This is a genomic window from Sandaracinus amylolyticus (assembly GCF_021631985.1).
Taxonomy (GTDB): Bacteria; Myxococcota_A; Polyangia; order Polyangiales; family Sandaracinaceae; genus Sandaracinus; species Sandaracinus amylolyticus_A.
This window is the reverse complement of the sequence record NZ_CP070225.1, coordinates 1,552,884-1,572,968: the sequence shown is the minus strand read 5'-3', so window position 1 is coordinate 1,572,968 and position 20,085 is coordinate 1,552,884. Positions and strand designations below refer to the sequence as shown.

The following is a 20,085-nucleotide window of genomic DNA, read 5'->3' as shown; positions in this document are numbered from 1 at the left end:
GGCGGCGAGGGCGCTCCCCGCCCTTCCCCTTCGCTGCGCTGCACTTCACCCTCCTCCTGCGGCTGCACCATGCCTTCTCCTGCGCTCGAACAGCTCATCGCCCAACTCCGCGCCCTGCGACCGCCGGATCTGGAGACCCGCGGCCTCGACCCGCTCCAGGTCCGGCTCGCTCTCGAGACGTTCTCCGCCGCGGTCACCCCGGGTCTCGACGTGCGCGAGGTCGATCTCATGCGCGAGCTCGCGCCCGACGATCCGCGCTACCACGACGAGGACGCGGTGTTCATGCCCGCCGAGTGGATCGTGCCCCGCGGCGCGGACCCGACGCAGCGCCTCGTCTATCTGCACGGCGGCGGCTACGTCGCCGGCTCGCCGCGCACCCATCGCGGCCTGGTCACGCGCATCGCGCGCGCCGCGAACATGGTCGCGCTGGTGCCCGACTACCGCCTCGCGCCCGAGCATCGCTTCCCGGCAGCGCTCGACGATGCACGGCTCGCCCTGGCGCACGCCTTCGATCGCGGCCCCGACGGAGAGCAGGCCGCGACGCGCGTCGTGCTCGCCGGGGACTCCGCGGGCGGCGGGCTCGCGATCGCGACGCTCGTCGCTGCGCGTGATGCCGGAGAGCGCCTTCCCGCGCGCGCCGCGGCGCTCTCCGCGTGGGCCGATCTCGAGGCATGCGGCGAGTCGGTGGTGTCGCGCGCGGGCGTCGATCCGATGTTGCCCGCATCGCTCCTCAAGGGCTGGTGTCGCCACTACCTCGGCGACGTCGATCCCCGGCATCCGCTCGCCTCGCCGATCCACGCGGACCTGCGCGGGCTGCCTCCGCTGCTGCTGCAGGTGGGCGATGCGGAAGTGCTGCTCGACGACTCGGTGCGTCTCGCCGCGCGCGCGAGAGAGGCCGGCGTCGAGGTGACGCTCGAGATCTTCGACGACCTCTTCCACGTGTTCCAGGCATTCGCCGGCGCGCTGCCCGAGGGGCGCGCCGCGATCGCGACGATCGGCGCGTTCCTGCGCGCCTGAGAGCGTCACCGCTTCCTCTTCTTCACGACCGGGTCGCCCATCGTCGCGAGCACCACGCGGGGATCCACGCGCGTCGCGAAGCGGACGATCGCAGCGCCCTCGGGCACCTCGTCGGCCGCGCACGCGAGCCGATCGCTCACGCACAGCACGAGCTGGGTGATGCCTGCGTCGCGCAGCCGATCGACCTTCGCGCGCAGGTACTCCGGGGTCCAGTAGCCCACGATCTCCACGAGCCAGCGCCGCCGCGGATCGTGCCGATGCACCAGCGCGAAGTCGGGATGCACGAGCACGTCGCCCGCGCGGATCGGCTCGGGATCGCGCACCAGATCCCATTCGACGGTGAGGCGCGCGAAGCGCTTCGCGAACGCGTCCTCGACCTCGCTGTCGAGCGCGGGCGCGCGCATCCCGTCGACGAACACCGGATCACGATCCCGCACGATCCAGCTCCGCGGGCCCGACTCATCGGCGACGAGCGCGCGCAGACGAAAGCGACGCACCGCCGCGAGCGCAGCGAGCAGCGACGCGAGCGCGCGGCCGTACACGCGCGTCGCCCGGAAGAGCGCGAGCGGCCCCGAGATCTCGAGCCGTGCACCGTGCTCCTCGGGATGCACGACGCACACGAGGCCGCGGCGCTTGCACGCCCGGACCACGTCGCGCGGATCGCCCTCGACGTCGAGGCGCACGCTCGATGCGCGCGCGAGCAGGCCTCGCGCGAGCGCGTGGTTGCAGCGCACCGCGAGATCGGCCGGGCTCGGCACGGTGCGCGGTGCCGTGAGCAGACGTTCGCTCGGCAGGTCGGCGAAGAGCGCTCCTTCGAGCGCCGCGATCGGCAGCGCGAGCTCGCGCGACGCGGCCTCGAGCGCTGCCTCACGCGATGGCTCGAGCGTCGCGCATCGGAACACGACCGCACGAACGTGCTCGGGATCGTGCTCGCCGCCGACACGATCCGACCAGAGATCGTCGAGCACGGCACGCGCGAGCTTCACGCGTCGTGGCGGCGCGAGAGGCGTCGCGAGCATCTCGTCGAGCTCGCGCACCGGGCGTCCTTCCGCGCGCTGGTAGGCCGCGAGCAACGCGGCGAGCCAACGATGATCGCGCGGGCCGAGCCAGCGCGGAGAGGCCTCGAGATCGCTCACGGCCGCTCCTCCGAGAGCCCGAGCGCGGCGATGCGCCGCGCCGCGCGACGGCGCTCCGACGTGCCCACGACGACGAGCTCGTAGACGATCGCGATCTTTCCCGGCGCAGGGCGCAACACGCGCCCGACCCGCTGCACGTGCTCGCGCGCACCGAGCGCACCGCCCGCGATGATCGCGACCTCTGCGGCGGGCACGTCGACGCCCTCGTTGAGCACGCGCGCCGACACGAGCGCGCGCAGGTGCCCCTCGCGCAGCGCGGCGATCGCACGCTCGCGCTCGCGGCGGCCGATGTCGCACGTGATCGGCATGATCAGGTGCCGTCGCGCGACGTCGTACGCCGACGCGTTGTCCTCGGTGAACACCAGCGTTCGTTCGGATCGATGCCGCTCGATCAGGGTCGCGAGCGCGTGCCGCTTCGCCTCCGCGTGCGTGGTGATCCGGCGTGCCGCGCGAAGCGCCGCGAGCGCGCGCACACCCGCATCGGTCTGCCGGGCGAGCGCGACGATCTCGGGCCAGCTCGCGCCCGGACGCGCCTGCAGGATCGGGTCGACGACGGCGTGGAACGTCTGTTTCTCCGCGTCGTACGCATGCTGCTCGTCGCGGGTGAGCCGCAGGTGCAGCACGACGTGCTGGAGCTCGGCGAGCCATCGCCCGGTGAGCTCGGCCGTGGTCGAGCGCGCGACCACCGGGCCGACGCGCTCCTCGAGGCGCACGCGCGCGCGCTCGTCCTCGCTCATCGTCGCGGTGAGCCCGATGCGCGCGGGCGCGATCGACATCTCGAGCAGCTCGTCGCGCGCGCCGTGACCGAAGTGGTGCACCTCGTCGATCACCAGGAGCTCGAAGCACGCGCCGAGGCGAGGCGCGGCGCGGAGCGCGCCCTCGTAGGTCGCGACCGTGATCGGCGCGAGCTCGTGCTTGCCGTCGCCCCACTGTCCCAGCGGCCCGAGGCCGAGCTCGGCGAGCGTCCGCAGCCACTGCTCCACGAGCACCCGTGTGGGCGCGAGCACCAACGTGCGCGCCGACACGCGCGCGATCGCCGCAGCACCCAGGCGCGTCTTGCCCGCGCCGGTCGGGAGCACGACGATGCCGCGCCGACCCGCGGCCTCCCACGCATCGAGCGCGGCTTGCTGATAAGGCCGCAGCTCGGGCAAGACGAGATCGGGCGGTGGAGCTGGCGCGGGCGCGCGGGCGCGATCCTCGAAGCGCACGTCGCGCAGCGCGGCGACGATCTCGGCGTACGCCGAAGCGGGCGCACGATGACGACCGACCCGCGGGTCCCATCGCACGTGGGGGAGCGCCGCGGCCTGGTCCGGCTCGGCGGTGAGGAGCAAGGTGCCGCGGTCGTAGTCGATGCGCACGGCGCCACCATCGACGTGTGCTGCGCGCGGTTGCGCGCTTCGTTCACTGCTCCGCGACGGCCGCGCGCGAGCGCGGGAAGAACGCGAGCGCACCGGGGAATCCCTCCGGCAGCGTGATCGGCGCACGCTCGCCGAAGAGACGTTCCTCCGCGGCGTGTGCGCGTGCGTAGAGCCCGAGCCCCGGGTCTTCTCCACACCCGCCAGGCGCCGCCGCGTGCACTGCGAGATCGATCGCACGCGCGTGATCACCGCGCGTGTGCTCCGGCGTCGCGCACGCATGGAGCGTCGCGAGATAGCCGACGCCCGGTGTCGCCATCGCCGTGAGGTACGCCGAGAGCTCGGCGCGCACGGTGCGCGTCGCGAGCGGATCACACGCGGCGCACGCGACGTCGTCGCTCGGCCCGTCGAGCACGTGACGCGCTTCGTGCACCGCGACGCTGCGCGCGACCCAGCCGAGCATCGACTCGAGCGCGGGATCGAGGCCCTCGGTGCTCCGCAGTCGCTCCGATGCACCGACGAGGAGCGCCGCTTCCGAGACCGTGATGTCGGGACAGCGCGAGAAGCGGCTCGCGAAGAGCGCGCGCCGGAGCGCCTGGTGGCTCGAGATCGAGAGCCCCTTGTACGGAAGATCGAACACCTGGAACCGGCTGCCGCACGCGTGCCGCGATCGGATCGCGTGCGCGACCTCGATCAGCACCTGCTCGTCCTCGGCGGTCTCGCGCAGCAGCGCGAGGTGCTCGGACGGGATCGCGTCCTCCGCTTCCTCTCGCACCCAGGGCAGCAGGCCGCGCTCGGCCGCGGGTCGGCGCCCATCGAGCGCGGGATTGAGCGCCGGCCACACGTGGCGCACCGCGAAGTGCAGCACACGATCCGCGACCACGAGCGCACCGTCGTCTTCGCGCGGCGTGTGCCCGAGCCAGCCCTCCACGACGCGGCTGCGATCGATGCGCCGCATGACCCGCACCCGCGCGCCCTCCGCGCTCCGCGTCTCCGCGAGCACGCGATACCCGAGCGCGACCACGTGGGCGCGACGACCACGCACGTGCATCGACGCCTCGATGCGATACGGCGCCCCGATCCGGTCGACGTAGCGATCGTGTGCCCAGAGCAACCAATCGATCCGGCGCGCGCTCGCGATCGGCGAGAGCGTCATGCGCTCGTGGAGCTCGCCCCAGATGCGCGCGAGGTTGCGATCGGGCGCGACCGCGTCGCGCAGCTCGAGCCAGGCGAGCTCGGCGCGCCGTCGATCGTCACGCGTCCTCGCCTCGCTGGTGCGCTCGATCCACTCGGGGATCGCGATCGCGTGCACGCGCTCGAGATCGACGCGGGCGAGCGCGTCGCGGTCGATCGGGAACCACGGCTCGAAGCGCGGCCGCCCGCGCAGATCGATCTCGCCTCGGTACCACGCGTCGATCCACTCGAAGCGCGCCCCGACGAGGCACGCCATCGCGAGCAGCATCGACGCGATCGACACCCCGCGTCGCATCCGCCCGCGCTCGTCCGAGCGCCACGACTCGATCTCGCGATCGATGTCCCCGTCGAATGGCTGCCCTCGCGCCAACGCGTCCTCCGCGGCGAACGGGCTCGGACAACGGCGGACCGCGGAAGTTCCAGGCGCTGCAGCGAATGCGCGCTGGACCGCCGTTTCGCGCTACGGTCGTTCCGTGACCGACCGCTTCGACGACGCGCCGAACATGGCGATCTTCTGCGATTTCGAGAACGTCGCGATCGGCGTGCGCGACGCGAAGTACGACGAGTTCGACATCGACCTCGTGCTCGAGCGCCTTCTCGACAAGGGCAAGATCGTCGTCAAGAAAGCCTACGCCGACTGGGAGCGATACAAGTCCGCGAAGCGCGCCATGCACGAGGCGTCCTTCGAGATGATCGAGATCCCGCACGTCTCGTACTCGGGGAAGAACTCGGCCGACATCCGCCTCGTCGTGGACGCGCTCGACCTCTGTTACGTCAAGCAGCACGTCGACGTGTTCGTGATCGTCTCCGGCGACAGCGACTTCTCGCCGCTCGTCAGCAAGCTGCGCGAGAACAACAAGCGCGTGATCGGGCTCGGCGTGAAGAACTCGTCGAGCGATCTGCTGATCGAGAACTGCGACGAGTTCATCTACTACGACGACCTCGTGCGCGCGCGTCGCGACGCGAAGGCGAAGCAGAAGTCCGCACGCCCCGCGAAGCCCGCGCCCAGCCAGGCGCCGCGGGTCTCTGCGCCGCCGGCCCAGGCCGCGCCCGCGACGGCCGCGACCAGCACGTCGAGCACGACCTCGTCCGATCACGGCGAGAAGACGCCGGAGCAGCGACAGCTCGAGGCGATGGAGATGGTCCTCGAGATCGTCGAGGCGCTCTTCACGGATCGCGAGGGCGCGCTCTGGGGCTCGATGGTGAAGCAGACGATGAAGCGGAAGCGCCCGAATTTCTCCGAGCGCTTCCACGGCTATCGCACCTTCAACGATCTGCTCGAGGACGCGGTGCGCCGCGGGCTCCTCGACGCACACTTCGACGAGAAGTCCGGCGGCTATCTCATCACCGCGTTCGGCCCCAACGCCTGATCACGTCGCCACGATCTGATCGATCAGGCCGCCGGTCAGGCTCGAGTCACCGAAGTCGTCGACCAGCGAGCCGTCGTCCTTCCGGACGCCGACCGCGCTGATGATCGTGTTGAGCACGCGGTTGATCGTCACGCGACCGAGGTCGAGGTACTGACCGGTGCGGAGGAACCCGCCCGCGCTGCCCGCGAGGAGCCACGGCACCTTGTCTCCGCTGTGCGGCGGGCCGTTGCCGAGGTCGTTCAGCCACACCGCGACCGAGTCGTCGAGCAGCGTGCCGCCGTACGCCGACGGATACGCGTCGAGACGGTCGAGCAGGTACTTGAACATCTGCAGGTGCAGCCGGTCGACCTGGTGGTGCAGCGTGACCGCGTTCGGGATCGTCTCGCCGTCCGAGCCGTCCGAGTAGATGCGGTGCGAGATCCAGTGGAAGCGCGGCAGGCGCGATCCGCCGATCTCGTACTGCGTCTGATCGTTGCCTTCGCCGACCTGGATCGTCGCGGCGCGGTTGATGTCGCAGCTGAACGCGAACGCGACGAGGTCCATGTGGCGGCGCACGACGTCGGGTCGCACGTCGTTCGCCTGCGGGTTGTCGATCGCGCTGATCGCGTCGACGAGGCTCTCGTCGAGATCGCAGCTCATGCGGATCTCGGTGTCGCGGATCGCGTCGAAGTGCTGCTGGAGCCGGCGGCGATCGCGCGCGCTGATGTCGGTGCGCCCGAGCACCGACTGCATCTGATCGCGCACGAGGTCGTTCACGCTCATGCGGCGCTCGGCGATGCGCACCTGGATCTCCGGCGGCGCCGACGAGAGGCCCATCATGCGCATGTACGCGTTGAGCGGCGATCGCTCGGCCGACGTGCGCACGCCCGCCGCGCTCCACGACAGGCCCTCGGCGATGTACGCCGAGCCCGGGCCCGCCATCAGCGTCAGCGGCTCGCGCCCGCTCGGGTTCATCGCCCGCGCGATGCGCCAGTCCGCCGACTCACCGCGCGCCTGCGCCGCGTTGCCCGCGCCCGCGTTGATCTGCGCCGCCGTGAGGCACTGCACGATCGAGTCGGAGTGACCGCAGGTCGGCGTGCTGAACGGGCGGTGGATGCCCTTCAGCAGGTTCAGGCGCGGCGCGTAGTCGGCGAGCTCGGTCGTCGCGCGATCGGCGTTCTGATCACGCAGCGTCGCCGCGGTGATCGCGCCGGTCGCGCGCGGCCAGAACTGCTCGGGCTCGTCGTTCCACTGCTGCGCGACGCCGTTGCCGGCGCGCACGAACACCGCGAAGCGCGCGCGATCCTCGCCGCCCGCCATCGCACGATTGCCGAACCACGACTCCAGCGCGGGGAGCGCGACCGTCGCGCCGGCCGCGCCGACCAGGAACTTTCTGCGATTGATGCGCATCGTGCTCAGTCCTCGAGCTCGGTGGTGGAACGGGTGCGGAAGCCCTGGCTCGCGACGAGCTCGACGAGGATCTCCTGCACGGAGAGATCGTCCTGGATCGACGCGCTGCCCACGCGCGAGAGCACGGGATTGTCGCGCGCCGAGGGCGGACGACCGTACGCGTACTCGAGCCAGTGCCGCACGTAGCAGCGGTGGGCCATCGGCTGCTCGGCGATCACGCCCGAGAGCGCGACCGCGTCTTCGTAGTCGACGATCGTGCCGTCGAACGTGTACTCCGCGCTCGCGTCGACCGGCTGACCGTGGTCCTGGTCGCGCCAGCGGCCGAGCGCGTCGTAGTGCTCGAACGCGAAGCCGATCGGGTTGATCATCGTGCCGTGGCAGCCCGCGCCGCAGGTGCCCGGGCCGGTGTGCGCGTCGATGCGCTCGCGCATCGTGAGCGCGCCCGTCTCGTCGGCGGGGAGCGGGGGCACCATCATCGGCGGCGGCGGCAGCGGCGCGCAGAGGATGCGGTGGTTCACGAACACGCCGCGGTGGATCGCGTCGGGATCGGTCGACGACGAGTGCGCCGCGAGGAACCCGATCTGCGTGAGCAGACCGCCGCGCTGCGCGGGGTCGAGATCGACGCGCTCCATCGCGTCGTCGTAGGTGCCGTCGAGGCCGTAGACCGTCGCGAGCTCCGCGTCGACGAACGTGTACGGCGCCGTCATCAGGCGCGAGAAGCCGCCGTTCTCCTCGAAGATCACGTGGCGCACGAACGACTGCGTCTCGTTCACCATCGAGGCGCGCATCGACTCGGTGAACTCGGGGAAGAGCATCGTCGAGCGCGAGACGTCCTCGTACTTCGTCATGTCGAGGAGCTGGTAGTGGAACGCCGCGACGGTGTCGGCCGCGTTGTCGTCGGCGAGCAGACGCGCAGCCTGCTCGCGGATGCCTTCTTCACCGCGCAGCGAGTCGCCGCGCGCCGCCTCGAAGAGCGCGTCGTCGGGCATCGTGTCCCAGAGCGCATAGGAGAGGCGCGACGCGATCTCGTACGAGCTCAGCGGGATGACGTCGCCGTCGCGCTCGGTCGAGAGCTCGACGCGATAGAGGAAGTACGGCGACTGGAGCATCGCCTCGAGCACGACGCGCACGCCGCCCGCGAAGGTGTCCATCTCCGGGTAAGCCGTCGCGCCGCGCGCGAAGAGCGCGACGTAGCCGTCGACCTCGTCGGCGGTGAGCGGCCGGCGATGCGCGCGGAGACCGAAGCCCTCGACGAAGCGCCGCGCGTCGGTGCCGGCGCCTTCCGGCACGATGCGCGCGAGCGCGGTCGCGTCGGTCGTCACTCGCTCGGCGAGCGATTCTGCGCCGCGTTGGTAATCGCCCCAGAGCGCCTCTCCGACGTACAGCTCGTTGCCGTTGTTGTCGAAGGTCGTCGAGGTCGCGTCACCGAGATACGCGTCGGTGATGCCGTCCGTCGCGTCGATGCGCAGGAGGTCGCGGACGGTGTTCTCGTACTGATGGTGGCTGAGGCGCGGGAAGCGCGATGCGGGAGAGGGCAGCTCTTCCGCGGGAGCGCAGCCCTCCGCCTGTCGACAGATCGGGTTGTCGCGTCCACCAGGGCCCGCCGGACCGTCGAAGAGCTCGCCCTGGCAGCCCGAGAGGACCACAGGTAGGGCGAGCGCGGCGAGCAGCGGCGTTGGTGAGAGCGTGCGTCGCGCGAGCGCGTTCATGCGCGCGTCGCTTCGCAAGTGATGGGCCGCGGGTCACGCGGACATGGAGCCAATGGGATCGCCTGTCTCCAGCGCGCTTCGGGCGCGATCGCGGAGCGTGGAGCGCTCCGTGCGCCGCGGGGCTGGAGCCCCCGATGTTCCGAGCGGGCCGTGGTCGCCGGCCCCCGCAGTACGCGCACGGCGGAAACGCCGGTGCGGAAACGTCGGGTGCGACCTCGGCACCATCTATGCTCGCGGCGCCCCGCCCTGGGGGACGGGGACCGGAGGGATCGAATGAGGGACTGGCGCTTGGTGCTGGGTGCGTGCGTGTGTGCTTTGGCGATGCTGGGATGCGGAGGCGACGACGGCGACGACTCGATGGACGACGCTGGTACAGGCGGCAGTGATTCCGGCATGCAGGCGATGACCGACTCCGGCACGGACGAGGACTCGGGCACGCCGCCGGTGGACGCAGGCCGCGCGGACTCGGGCGGAGGCGGCGGGACGGACGCCGGTGTGGATGGTGGTGGTGGGGATGACGAGCCGACGTTCGCGGAGCTGCGCGCGTCGCTGATGCCCACCTGCGGGGGCGGAGGGTGCCATGGCGCCGCCGCGATGGGCGGTTTCAGCCTCGTGGGAACCGACGCCGCCGTGTACGCGGAGCTCACTGAAGAGGCCCGCGCGAGCGCGAACTGCTCGGCGAACACCCGCCGGGTCGTGCCCGGGAACACGTCGATGTCGGTGCTCTACCTGAAGACGCACGGCACGACGTGCGGGAACATGATGCCGGCGAACGCGGCGCAGCGGCAGCTGATCGAGGACTGGATCAACGCAGGCGCGCCTGGGCCCACCTGATTCGCGCGAAATGGTGAGCGACGAAGGGCGACTCGGTCGGAGCCGAGTCGCCCTTCATCCGTCTCGAGTTCGCTCGCACAACGACGCGATCAATCGACACGCGCGGAGAGCACGAACGCAGTCCGAGACGTCGCTTCGATCGTCGTACCGGCCGCCGTGAATTGCCCATCGACGTGGCCCGCCAGGAGCACGCGATCGCCGGCACGTACCGCCGTCGCGTAGTCAGCTCGCGCTCTCGCGCGTCACTCCTCCTTCGGACCCTCGGGCGCGGCGGGCTCCAGCCCCGCGCGCCGGCGCACCGTCGGCTTCACGCGCTCCGCGAGGTCCGCTTCGCCCGCGAGCTCGAGCAGGCCCGACGCGATGCTCGCGACGCCACCGTACACCCGCTCGAACTCCGGGAGCTGCGCGTCGCGCGCCGACTGCGCGCCCTGCAGCTCGCGCTCCTCGCGCTTCACGTCGCCGAGCGCGCGCTGGAGGCGCTCGAGCGCCTCGCGCAGCTCCTCGGCGAGATCGCCGAAGTCGACGCGCCGCCCCCTCCTCGCCGGCTCGCGAGGCGCGCCCGCCTCGAGCCTGCCGAGGATGATGCCCGCGCGGTTGATCAGCAGATCACCTCCGTCGGGCGGCGCGCCCGCGAGGCGATAGCGTCCGAGCATCGCGTCGCCGTACGCGCCGCTGACCGAGTGCGCGATGCCGGTGATCGCGTCGCGCAGCGCCGCCGCGGCCTCGTCCCGCTCGGTGCGCGCCGGCTCGTCGTCGGCGTGCTCCGCAACCAGCGCGCGCTCGGCGTCACCGATCGCCTGCGCGCGGCGCTCGAGCGCGTCGCCCAGGGCGTCGATCAAACCGCCGATCGTCAGCGCGCGGGGCACGCCGCCTGGGAAGAGCGCCTCCTCGATCATGTCGGCCTTGCCCCGCGCGTGCACCGCCAGCGCGCTCACGACGGCGCGCGCCGCCGCTTGTCGGTTCGCCACCAGCTTGGTCTCGTCTGCCATTCGGCACCTCCTGCGCCGGATGGTAGCCGCGGACGGCTCGGGCAAGCCCGGGACGCTGCGCGGAATTCCTCGGACGACCTCCTGGACGGCCGAGAGCCGGTCCGAGGACCATCGGAGCCTCTTCGGCGACCGACGCTCGCATCCGAGCATCGCCGCAGCCTCGCCGGCAGCCGGCGCTCGCATCCGAGGACCCTCGGAGCCCTTCCGGCAGCCGGCGCTCGCGTCCGAGGATCCCCGAGCCCCTTCGGGCGGCCGGATCTCGCGTCCGAGGATTCTCGGCACCCTTCTTTCGCGCGGAATTCGCTTCCGAGCGCGCCCGGAAGCCGATGGTACGCTTCGGTTCATGGCGAACGCTGCGCAGAAGCTCGCGACGTACGAGGATCTGCTCCGGCTGCCCGACGACGTGCGCGCGGAGGTGATCGGCGGCGCGCTGGAGCTTCTCCCGGCGCCTCGCCCGCGCCATTCGAACGTACAGCGCGCGCTCGGGCGCTTCGTGGGCGGGCCCTTCCACGACGACGACGGGCACGGCGGACCGGGTGGCTGGTGGATCTTCGTCGAGGTCGACATCGCACTCGGCCCGCACGACGTGGTGCGTCCGGACGTCTCGGGCTGGCGCCGCTCGCGCTTGGCGCGACCCGATCAGCGTCCTCTCTCGATCGCGCCCGATTGGGTTTGCGAGATCCTCTCACCGTCGACCCGCGTGCGGGACCGCGTGACCAAGCGCCGCCTCTACGCGCGTCACGAGGTCTCCTACTATTGGATCGTCGATCCCGAAGCGCGCACGCTCGAGGCGCTCGCGCTCGATCGCGACCACGGCCGCTGGCTCGAGGTCGGCACCTATGACGAGAACGACGTCGTACGGGTCGCGCCCTTCGAGGCGATCGAGCTGCCGGTGGGCCGCCTGTTCCTGCCGCGCGACCCGAACGAAGTCCTCGACGAGGATTGATCACGCGCGATAGCGCGGGACCCAGCCCTTGCGGTCTCGGAACAGCCGCACGGCGCGCACGGTGCGCGTCTCCGTGAGCTCGAAGCGATGATTGCGATCCTTCGGGACCACGATGAGGTCGCCCTCGCGCACGACGACGCGCATCCAGCGATCGTCGCGCGAGCGGATGTCGAACACCGCTTCGCCCTCGAGCACGAAGCGCACTTCGTCCTCGTCGTGCGTGTGCTCGCGATCGAACTTCGCGAGCAGCACGTCGAGCTCGGGCGTCGTCGGACGCAGCTCGACCTCGTCGCGCTCGACGTAGCCCTGCGCGCGCATCAGCGCGGCGAGCGGCCCGTCGTGCGCGCCGACCTCGTGGTGATCGTGGTGCACGCCCTCGGCGCGCAGCGTGTCGCCGTCGATCGCGGTGTGATCGTCGAGCCAGAACGCCTTCATCGCGTCACCCCGAGCTGGCGCATGCGCACGTAGACGTCGAACAGGTAGTCGTAGACCTCGGCGTGCGCCTTCGCCTGGCGCCAGTCGCGGCCCCACACGTAGACGCCGTGCGCGCGCACCAGCACGGCGTGGGTGCGCGGGAACGCGCGGATCGCGGCCTCGAGCCCGTCCGCGAGCTGCTCCTCGTGATCGGTGTTCTCGAGGATCGGCACCACGACCTCGTCGCGGTAGCCGTGCCCCGCGAGCCCTTTGATCATCTCGAGGCGCGAGACGCGCAGCGTGTCGCCCGCGAGCAGCGTCGCGAGCATCGCGCTCTTGCTGTGCGAGTGGATCACCGCGCCGGCATCGCGCAGTCGGTACGCGTGCAGGAAGAGCGGCGTGCACGCGCTCGGGCGCAGCGCGGGATCGCGCGGTGGGGCGACGAGCGTGCCCTCGAGGTCGATCGCGAAGAGATCGTCCTCCGCGATCAGCTCCTTGTGCACGCCGCTCGGCGCGACCCACACCCGCGCGCCCTCGCGGATGCTGATGCCGCCGCCCGTGCCCGATGCCCATCCGAGCGCGTGGAAGCGCCGGCACAGCTCGCAGAGCACCGCGCGCACGTCGGTGCCGTCGCGCAGGATCTCGTCGCTCGTTCGCATCGTCGTGACCTTGTCGCATCCCGGTGATGCCGTTCAACCGGGCGGGTGACGAGCGTGCGACGGCTGCTGCTATGCTGCCGCCCCTTCGAATGAGACGTCCGCTCGATTCGACGCTGAGCCCGCACGTGCGCGGGATGATGACCTCGCCCGCCGTGCGCATCGCGGAGCGCTGCGACGCGATGCGCGCGCGCGGCGACAACGTCTACAAGCTCGTGCTCGGGCAGTCGCCGTTCCCGATCCCCGATCGCATGGTCGACGCGCTGCGCGCGGCCGCGGCGGAGAAGGAGTACCTGCCGGCGCAGGGTCTTCCCGCGCTGCGTCGCGCGATCGCGGCGCACGTGGAGCGAAGGCTCGGCGTCGATCGCACCGGTGAGGACGTGCTCGTGGGGCCGGGCAGCAAGGAGCTCGTGTTCCTGCTGCAGATCGCGTTCAGCGGCGACCTGTTGATCCCGACGCCGTCCTGGGTCTCGTACGTGCCGCAGGCGCGCGTGCTCGGGCGCGAGGTCGTGATGCTGCCGACGCGGCGCGAGGATCAGTACCTGCTGCGCCCCGACGATCTCGCGGCGGTGTGCGAGCGCGGCGGGGATCGATCGCGCCTGCTCGTGCTCAACTATCCGAGCAACCCGACGGGCCTCACCTATCGCGCGGACGAGCTGCGCGAGCTCGCGCGCGTCGCGCAGAAGTACGGCGTGCTGCTGCTCGCCGACGAGATCTACGCGGAGCTGCACCACAAGGGTCAGCACGCGTCGATCGCGCGCTGGTATCCCGAGGGCACGATCCTCTCGACCGGGATCTCGAAGTGGATCGGCGCGGGCGGATGGAGGCTCGGCGCGTTCGTGTTCCCGCAGGAGCTGCGCGGGCTGCTCGACGCGATGGCGTGCGTCGCGAGCGAGACGTACACGTCGACGTCGTCGCCGGTGCAGCACGCGGCGATCGTCGCGTTCGAGGGCGGCGAGGACATCGATCGTTACCTGCAGCAGGTGCGGCGCGTGCTCGCGGCGCTCGGACGATGGAGCGCGCGGAGGCTCGTCGCGGCGGGCATCGACTGCGCGCAGCCGGTCGGTGCGTTCTACGTGTTCCCGGACTTCGGCGGCGTCGGCGCCGCGATGCGCGCACGGGGGCTCACGACGAGCACCGCGCTGTGCGAGGCGCTGCTCGACGACACGGGCGTCGCGCTGCTGCCGGGGTCGGTGTTCGGTCGACCCGAGGAGGAGCTCACCGCGCGCCTCGCGTACGTCGACTTCGACGGGCCGCGCGCGCTCTCGGCGGTGAGCGTGATCCCGCGCGAGCAGCCGCTCGACGAGACGTTCCTGAGGCGCCATTGCGCTCGGGTGGTCGAGGCTGTGGAGCGGATCGTGGGCTGGGTTCGACGGTAGGCAGGGCTTCGGCGTGAGGCGCGAGGGGGTGGGTCCGGCGGCCTGAGGTGCTCGCGGGCTGCTGGACGGAAGGCCGCGAGCGTCGGGAGGCAGTGGGCGCATCGCGGCGCGCGCTTCGCGCTCTGCCGCGACGCTACGATCAGTCTGTGGTCGACGTCTGCGAGGCCCCGTCGCACGAGGCCGCCGGACCCACCCCCTCGCGCCGGTACCGCGGTTCTGCCGCCTCGTTGGGTTGGTGGAGATGGCTCGCGACTGGTCCGCGCTTCGCCGCGGCCCAGACGCTCGCGAGACGGGCTCCGCTGCGCATTCGCCCCGCGAAGGATGAGCGCGAGGTGGGGTCAGGCGAAGATCGCGAGGCCCTCGAGGATGTCGGCGATCGCGATGCGTGCCGCGAGCGTGGGGAGCTCGAGGGTGCCTTCGGGGGTGTCGTTCGCATCGACGACCGTGCGCAGCCACTGGCCCGTGTCGAGGCGGCGGTAGTGCTCGAGACGGCGCGCGTCGGCGGACACCAGGAGGTACTCCGCGAGCGAAGGGATGTGCTCGTAGTGCGCGAACTTCGCTCCGCGATCGTAGGCCTCGGTCGTCTTCGAAAGGACCTCGACGATCAGCGTCGGGTTCGTGATGACCGTGTCGTCCTCGGGGTGCAGCTCGACGCGGCCACACACCACGGTGAGGTCCGGATAGGTGTAGAGGCCAGTGGAGCGGACGTGCACGCGGAGGTCGCTCGATGCGACGCCGCACGGCTTCCCGCGGAGCGCGTTGCGCAGCGCGCCGGCGAGGTTCGCGGCGATGGCGGCGTGCAGCGGGGTGCCGCCGGCCATCGCGAACATCTCGCCGTTCACGTACTCGTGCTTCTCGACGCTCGTGCGCTCGAGCGCGAGGTACTCCGATTCCGAGACTCGCTGCCCGTGCGCTTCGACCATGACGAAAGGCTAGCTCACCACCGCAGCACGATCTTCTCGAGGCTGCGCGTTCGATCGCGCGATGCGAGCGAGCGTCGAATGCGGGCAAATTGCCCATAGCTCGGGCCCGCGGGGGGGGCCGCCAAGATCTGCGTCGCAGCGGGAGGGCGGGACCGTGGAGGACACTCGGGGGACGATCTTCGAGCACATCCAGCTCGCGACCGTGTTCTCGCCCGCGAGCGTCCGGTCGCGATCACGATCCCGAGTCCGCGCTGACGCTCACCAGCGCATCACGATCTTCCCGAACGTCTCGTCTCGCTCCATCGCGCGGTGCGCATCGGCGATCCGGTCCATCGGCATGACCTCGCCGACGACGGGCTTCAGCACGCCGCGCTCGAAGAGCGGCACCGCCTCGCGCGCGAAGATGCGCGCGAGGGTGGCCTTCTCCTCGAGCGGACGCGCGCGCAGCACGGTGCCGATCACCCGCGCACGGCGCGCGAGCAGCACCGCCATCGGCAGCGCTCCGTTCACTCCGCCGAGCATGCCGATCACGACGATCGTGCCCTTCGTCGCGAGCGCGCGGACGTTCTCTCCGAGGTACGACGCGCCGACCGAGTCGAGGATGACGTCGGCACCGCGACCGACCTCCCGCTCGAGCGCGACCGCGAACGCCGGCTCGGTCTTCGGCGGCACCTCGATCGCGTGGGCGAGACCGAGCGCCTTGCAGCGCTCGAGCTTCTCGCGCGTGCGCGACGTACCCACCGGGATCGCGCTCACCGCGCGCGCGAGCTGGATCGCGGCGGTGCCGATCCCGCTGCCCGCAGCGTGCACCAGCACGATCTGACCGGCGCGCATCTCCGCCTGCAGGAACAGCGCGTCCCACGTCGTGAGGAACACCTCGGGGATCGCGGCCGCGTCCTCGATCGCCATGCCGTTCGGCACCGGGATCGCTTCGCGCGCGTGCACCACGAGGTGCGTGCTCATGCCGCCGCCCGCGACGATGCCCATCACGCGATCGCCGATCTTCCAGTCGATGACACCCTCGCCGAGCGCCTCGACGTGGCCCGCGTACTCGAGCCCCGGCACGTCGGCGGGCGCGCCCGGTGGTGCGGGATAGAGCCCGCGGCGCTGGAGGAGATCGGCGCGGTTGAGCCCCGCTGCCGCGACGCGCACGAGGATCTCGCCGGGGCCCGGCGCGTGGATCGCTCGCTCGGCGATCGAGAGGACGTCGACATCGCCCGCGCCGGTGAAGACCACCGCGCGTGTCTTGATGGTGCTCGTCATCACGGGCAGTTGTACTGCACGACGAGATCCTCGATCGACGGAGCGCGCGTGCCTCCGTCGCTGAAGAGCTGGATCTCGAGCTCGAGGTGACGTCCCGTGCCCACGGGCCCGGGCATCGCGACGAGATCGGTGGGCCGCGCGATGAACGGTCCGACCCACGTCGCGCTCCCGAGATCGGCGACGTCGTCGGCGGTGCGCGCGCGCAGCTCGAGCCGCGTGCCGGCGGGCACCGTCGCGTCCCACGTCACGTGCTCCCACTCGGTCGGGCCCACCGCGCAGCCGGGCACGATCGTGCGGTAGTAGCCGTTCGGCGCGGTGAACGTGCGCAGCGCGTAGCCCGTGAAGTCGCTGTACGTGTAGGGCCCGATGCCGGTCGGGAATTCGCGCGAGAGGCCGGTGCGCGGATCGACGCGCGTCGCGGTCGCCGATTCTTGGTTGACCAACCAAACCATTCCCGCGGAGTCGAGCCCGACGCCGGTCGTGCCGCGCCCCGGCAGCGGATCGAGCGTCGTGCCCCAGATGCGCTGCACGACGCCGCGGTTCGCATCGAGGATCGTCACGCGCGAGATCGGCGGGCTCGCCTCGACGCTGCCGCTCGGCAGCACGCGGTAGTACTCGTGCGACGACGCGACGTACACACGACCGCTCGCGTCCGCCGCGATGCCGCGCGTCACGCCGGAATCGGGCAGCGGGAATTCGCTCCACGTGCGCGTGGTCTGATCGAAGCGGAACACCGCGCCGCAGGTGAAGCCCGCGAGCCACACGCGATCGTCCGCGTCGACGGCGATGCCGTACGAGCCGGTGCATCCCGCGACGCGCCCCGGCGCGGTGTCCATGCGCGCCAGGCGACCGGTCGCGGTGTCGATCGCGACGATGGTCGCGGTCGAGATCTCGACGAACCACACCTGACCGCGTCCGTCGGCGGCCGCGCCGTACGGATAGAAGCCGCCGATCGTGGTGCGCGGAAGATCGACGCTGCGGATCACGCGACCATCGTCGGGATCGAGCTGCACCGCGCGCCGCTCGTTGAAGAGCCCGACCCACACCGTGCCCGCCGCGTCGACCGCGATCGCGCGGGGCACGCCGTTGATCCCACCGACGTCGACGGTCCAGAGCAGGCACTCGTCGGTCTGCCCGAGGAACTCGCCGGGCACCGTGCGCTCGATGACTCCATCGCCGTCGCGATCGCGCGAGGTGTCGATCACTCCGTTGCCGTTGCGATCGATGCAGTCGCTCTCGATGCCCGCGATCTTCGTGACCGTGCCCTGCGCGAAGAACGCACGGTTCGCGACGTACACCGCGCCGCGCAGATCGACCGCGGTGCGCGAGGGACAATTGCCGCCGCGTCGCTCGGTCTCGCACTCCTCGCCGGTGGGCGACGCGTGATTGCTGCCGTCGCGCAGCACCGAGTCGTACTCCGCGGCCTGTCGTCCGTCGCGCGTGTCGAGCCGCGTGATCGTCGCGAACGCGGTGTTCGCGATCCACGCGAAGAACGTCTCGGTGCGCGAGGTGCTCAGCGTGAGCTCGCCCGAGGGATCGATCGTCACGCCCGCGGTGTCGCCCTCGAGATCCCATCCGGTCTCGCCGGGCACCGGCACGCGGCGACATCCGGGGCGACAGTCGAGGCACTCCGAGAGCGCGCCTTCGTCGCTGCTCCCGTCGCAGTCCTGATCGCGGCCGTCGCACACCTCGAGGCGATCGGGCGCGACGTTCGCGTCGCGGTCGTCGCAGTCCCCCGCGCACGCGGAGAATCCGTCGCCGTCGAGGTCGCGATCCTCGGCGACGTGGGTGCAGGCGTCGCGCGCGAGGTCGCAGCGATCGATCGTGCACTCGTCTGCGTCGTCGCAGCTCGGCTGCGGCGCGACGATGCAGGTGCCGTCGGGCGCGCATCCCTCGGCGCCGTTGCAGAAGACGCCGTCGTCGCACGCGGGGCACGGTGGGATCGCCGCGTCGACGCGACCGGCGTCGAGCGTGGGGCGCATGCCCGCATCGATCCCGCGTCGTGGTGGGAAGTCGACGCCGGTGCTCGATCCGCACGCGACGAGCACGAGCGAGAGCGCGACGATGCATGAGCGCGCGTGCATGCCTGCGAGGCTCGCATGCACGCGATGGATGCGTCGAGACGGGCCCTACACGCGGGCGATCGCGCGCCGGCTGAGCCGCACGAAGCGCACCGTCATCGCGATCGCGACGTAGGTGAGCCCCGCGGAGAGCCCCCACCAGAGGCCTGCCGCGCCGAGGTCGAGCACTCCCCACGCGAGCGCGATCCCCAGCGGCAGTCCGACCGCGTAGTGCCCGCTCAGGTTGATCACGAGCGGCCAGAACGTGTCGCCCGCGCCGCGCAGCGCGCCCTGCGCGATCGTCTGCGCGCCGTCGCTCAGCTGGAAGCACGCCGCGACGAAGAGCAGGGGCACCGCGGTGCGGATCACCGCGGGCTCGAGCGTGAAGAGCGACGCGAGGTGCTCGGGGATCGCGAGCAGCACGAGCGCACCGATCGTCATGATCGCGGTGCCCGATACGATGCCGACGAGCCCCGCGCGCCGCGTCGCGATCGCGTCGTCGCGCCCGATCGCGTGGCCCACCCGAACGCTGGTCGCCGCGCCCACGCCGAGCGCGATCTGGAACGTCGTCGACACCAGCGAGAGCGCGACCTGGTGCCCGCCCATCACCTCGGTGCCGAAGCGGGTCATCAGCATCGTCACCAGCGAGAACGAGCCCGCCTCGATCAGGAACTGCACCGCGATCGCGCCGCCGATCCGCAGCGCCCGCGCGAGCAGCACACGATCGGGCGCGCGCAGCGAGGACTCGCCGGCAGGCACCTCGAGGACCGCGATCGGCGCCGCCGCGATCACGAGCTGCACCATCGTCGCGACCGCCGTCGCGTAGCCCGCGCCCGCGATGCCGAACGCCGGCACGCCGAGCGGTGCGTAGCCGAACGAGAGACCGGTCGCGACCGGCACGTTCACCACGTTCGCGACCACCACCGCGATGAGCAGCGAGCGCGTGTGACCGAGCGCCTGCAGGTACGCGCGCGACGCCGCGAGCACCAGGAAGGGCAAGAGGCTGGGCAGGCGGGCATGGAGATAGGTGCGCGTGAGCGAGAGCACCTCGGGCGCCGCGTCGAAGCGATGCAGCTGCTCGCCGACCGCGATCACGATCGCCGAGAGCGGCACCGTCACCGCGATCGAGAGCCACACGCCCTGCCACAGGATGCGCCGCGCGGTGCGCCCCTCGCCCGCGCCCACCGCCTGCGCGATCAGCGGATCGAGCCCGAACATCAGGCCCATCCCGAACACCGCGAGCAGGAAGAAGATCGCGTTTCCGAGCCCCGCCGCCGCGAGCTCGGGCGCGCCGAGCCGCCCGACGATCGCGATGTCGACGAGGCTCAGCGCCATGTTGCCGAGGTTCGTCAGCACCAGCGGCGTCGCGAGACGCCCGAGCTCCCCGAGCTCCTGTTCGATCGCACGGCGCACGAGGGTCGGTGCTCTAGCACGCGATCGTGATCGGCTAT

The 20,085-nt window shown here is 71.6% G+C and carries 17 protein-coding genes; 5 read left to right on the top strand and 12 right to left on the bottom strand.

Going from position 1 to position 20,085, the window contains the following annotated elements; all coding sequences use genetic code 11:
• The first annotated feature begins 69 nt into the window (after positions 1-69).
• On the top strand, positions 70-1,017 hold the full coding sequence (locus I5071_RS06485; RefSeq protein ID WP_236604517.1) for an alpha/beta hydrolase: 948 nt from the start codon (positions 70-72) through the stop codon (positions 1,015-1,017).
• A 5-nt stretch (positions 1,018-1,022) separates the two neighbouring features.
• Here the strand turns inward: I5071_RS06485 and I5071_RS06480 are convergent, their stop codons facing one another.
• The 3 genes from I5071_RS06480 to I5071_RS06470 are packed head-to-tail and all read right to left on the bottom strand — an operon-like array spanning position 1,023 to position 4,997.
• Positions 1,023-2,153 carry a DUF790 family protein gene (locus tag I5071_RS06480; RefSeq protein WP_236604516.1) on the bottom strand — a complete coding sequence of 377 codons (1,131 nt, stop codon included), beginning with the start codon at positions 2,151-2,153 and terminating at the stop codon, positions 1,023-1,025.
• Positions 2,150-3,511 carry a DEAD/DEAH box helicase family protein gene (locus I5071_RS06475; protein ID WP_236604515.1) on the bottom strand — a complete coding sequence of 454 codons (1,362 nt, stop codon included), beginning with the start codon at positions 3,509-3,511 and terminating at the stop codon, positions 2,150-2,152. The genes I5071_RS06480 and I5071_RS06475 overlap by 4 nt, the downstream gene beginning before the upstream one ends.
• A gap of 43 nt (positions 3,512-3,554) precedes the next feature.
• On the bottom strand, positions 3,555-4,997 hold the full coding sequence (locus I5071_RS06470) for a hypothetical protein (protein ID WP_236604514.1): 1,443 nt from the start codon (positions 4,995-4,997) through the stop codon (positions 3,555-3,557).
• A 178-nt stretch (positions 4,998-5,175) separates the two neighbouring features.
• On the opposite strand from I5071_RS06470, the gene I5071_RS06465 reads away from it, so the two are divergent.
• Entirely contained in the window at positions 5,176-6,072 is an 897-nt protein-coding gene (locus I5071_RS06465; RefSeq protein WP_236604513.1) for an NYN domain-containing protein, read from the top strand.
• Here I5071_RS06465 and I5071_RS06460 read toward each other — a convergent pair whose 3' ends face one another.
• Both I5071_RS06460 and I5071_RS06455 read right to left on the bottom strand, forming a co-directional pair.
• The gene (locus I5071_RS06460; RefSeq protein WP_236604512.1) at positions 6,073-7,461 is read right to left on the bottom strand and encodes a DUF1552 domain-containing protein; all 1,389 of its coding nucleotides are present in this window, start codon (positions 7,459-7,461) and stop codon (positions 6,073-6,075) included.
• A 5-nt stretch (positions 7,462-7,466) separates the two neighbouring features.
• Positions 7,467-9,170, bottom strand: coding sequence for a DUF1592 domain-containing protein (locus tag I5071_RS06455; RefSeq protein WP_236604511.1), 1,704 nt, complete (start codon positions 9,168-9,170; stop codon positions 7,467-7,469).
• A gap of 273 nt (positions 9,171-9,443) precedes the next feature.
• On the opposite strand from I5071_RS06455, the gene I5071_RS06450 reads away from it, so the two are divergent.
• Complete coding sequence (locus I5071_RS06450; RefSeq protein WP_236604510.1) at positions 9,444-10,004, top strand: hypothetical protein; 561 nt, start codon at positions 9,444-9,446, stop codon at positions 10,002-10,004.
• Positions 10,005-10,246: 242 nt separating this feature from the next.
• Here I5071_RS06450 and I5071_RS06445 read toward each other — a convergent pair whose 3' ends face one another.
• A complete protein-coding gene (locus I5071_RS06445) occupies positions 10,247-10,993 on the bottom strand; it encodes a hypothetical protein (RefSeq protein WP_236604509.1) in 747 nt (248 codons plus the stop codon).
• 19 nt (positions 10,994-11,012) lie between these two features.
• On the opposite strand from I5071_RS06445, the gene I5071_RS06440 reads away from it, so the two are divergent.
• Positions 11,013-11,939, top strand: a complete 927-nt coding sequence (locus I5071_RS06440; protein WP_236604508.1) for a Uma2 family endonuclease — start codon at positions 11,013-11,015, stop codon at positions 11,937-11,939.
• On the opposite strand, the gene I5071_RS06435 is transcribed toward I5071_RS06440, so the two are convergent.
• A complete protein-coding gene (locus tag I5071_RS06435) occupies positions 11,940-12,374 on the bottom strand; it encodes a 1,2-dihydroxy-3-keto-5-methylthiopentene dioxygenase (protein WP_236604507.1) in 435 nt (144 codons plus the stop codon).
• Positions 12,371-13,012 carry a methylthioribulose 1-phosphate dehydratase gene (gene mtnB / locus I5071_RS06430; RefSeq protein ID WP_236604506.1) on the bottom strand — a complete coding sequence of 214 codons (642 nt, stop codon included), beginning with the start codon at positions 13,010-13,012 and terminating at the stop codon, positions 12,371-12,373. The genes I5071_RS06435 and mtnB overlap by 4 nt, the downstream gene beginning before the upstream one ends.
• Before the next feature lie 89 nt (positions 13,013-13,101).
• Here mtnB and I5071_RS06425 point away from each other — a divergent pair, with 89 nt between their 5' ends.
• Positions 13,102-14,388, top strand: coding sequence for a pyridoxal phosphate-dependent aminotransferase (locus I5071_RS06425; protein ID WP_236604505.1), 1,287 nt, complete (start codon positions 13,102-13,104; stop codon positions 14,386-14,388).
• 338 nt (positions 14,389-14,726) lie between these two features.
• Here the strand turns inward: I5071_RS06425 and I5071_RS06420 are convergent, their stop codons facing one another.
• From I5071_RS06420 to I5071_RS06405, 4 genes are all read right to left on the bottom strand, one after another.
• Positions 14,727-15,311: a Uma2 family endonuclease gene (locus tag I5071_RS06420; RefSeq protein ID WP_236604504.1), complete on the bottom strand. Its 585-nt coding sequence runs from the start codon at positions 15,309-15,311 to the stop codon at positions 14,727-14,729.
• A 258-nt stretch (positions 15,312-15,569) separates the two neighbouring features.
• The gene (locus I5071_RS06415) at positions 15,570-16,574 is read right to left on the bottom strand and encodes an NAD(P)H-quinone oxidoreductase (RefSeq protein ID WP_236604503.1); all 1,005 of its coding nucleotides are present in this window, start codon (positions 16,572-16,574) and stop codon (positions 15,570-15,572) included.
• A complete protein-coding gene (locus tag I5071_RS06410) occupies positions 16,574-18,658 on the bottom strand; it encodes a MopE-related protein (RefSeq protein ID WP_236604502.1) in 2,085 nt (694 codons plus the stop codon). Before I5071_RS06410 ends, I5071_RS06415 begins: the two co-directional genes overlap by 1 nt.
• A gap of 45 nt (positions 18,659-18,703) precedes the next feature.
• Positions 18,704-20,047 carry an MATE family efflux transporter gene (locus I5071_RS06405; RefSeq protein ID WP_236604501.1) on the bottom strand — a complete coding sequence of 448 codons (1,344 nt, stop codon included), beginning with the start codon at positions 20,045-20,047 and terminating at the stop codon, positions 18,704-18,706.
• Between the last annotated feature and the right edge of the window lie 38 nt (positions 20,048-20,085).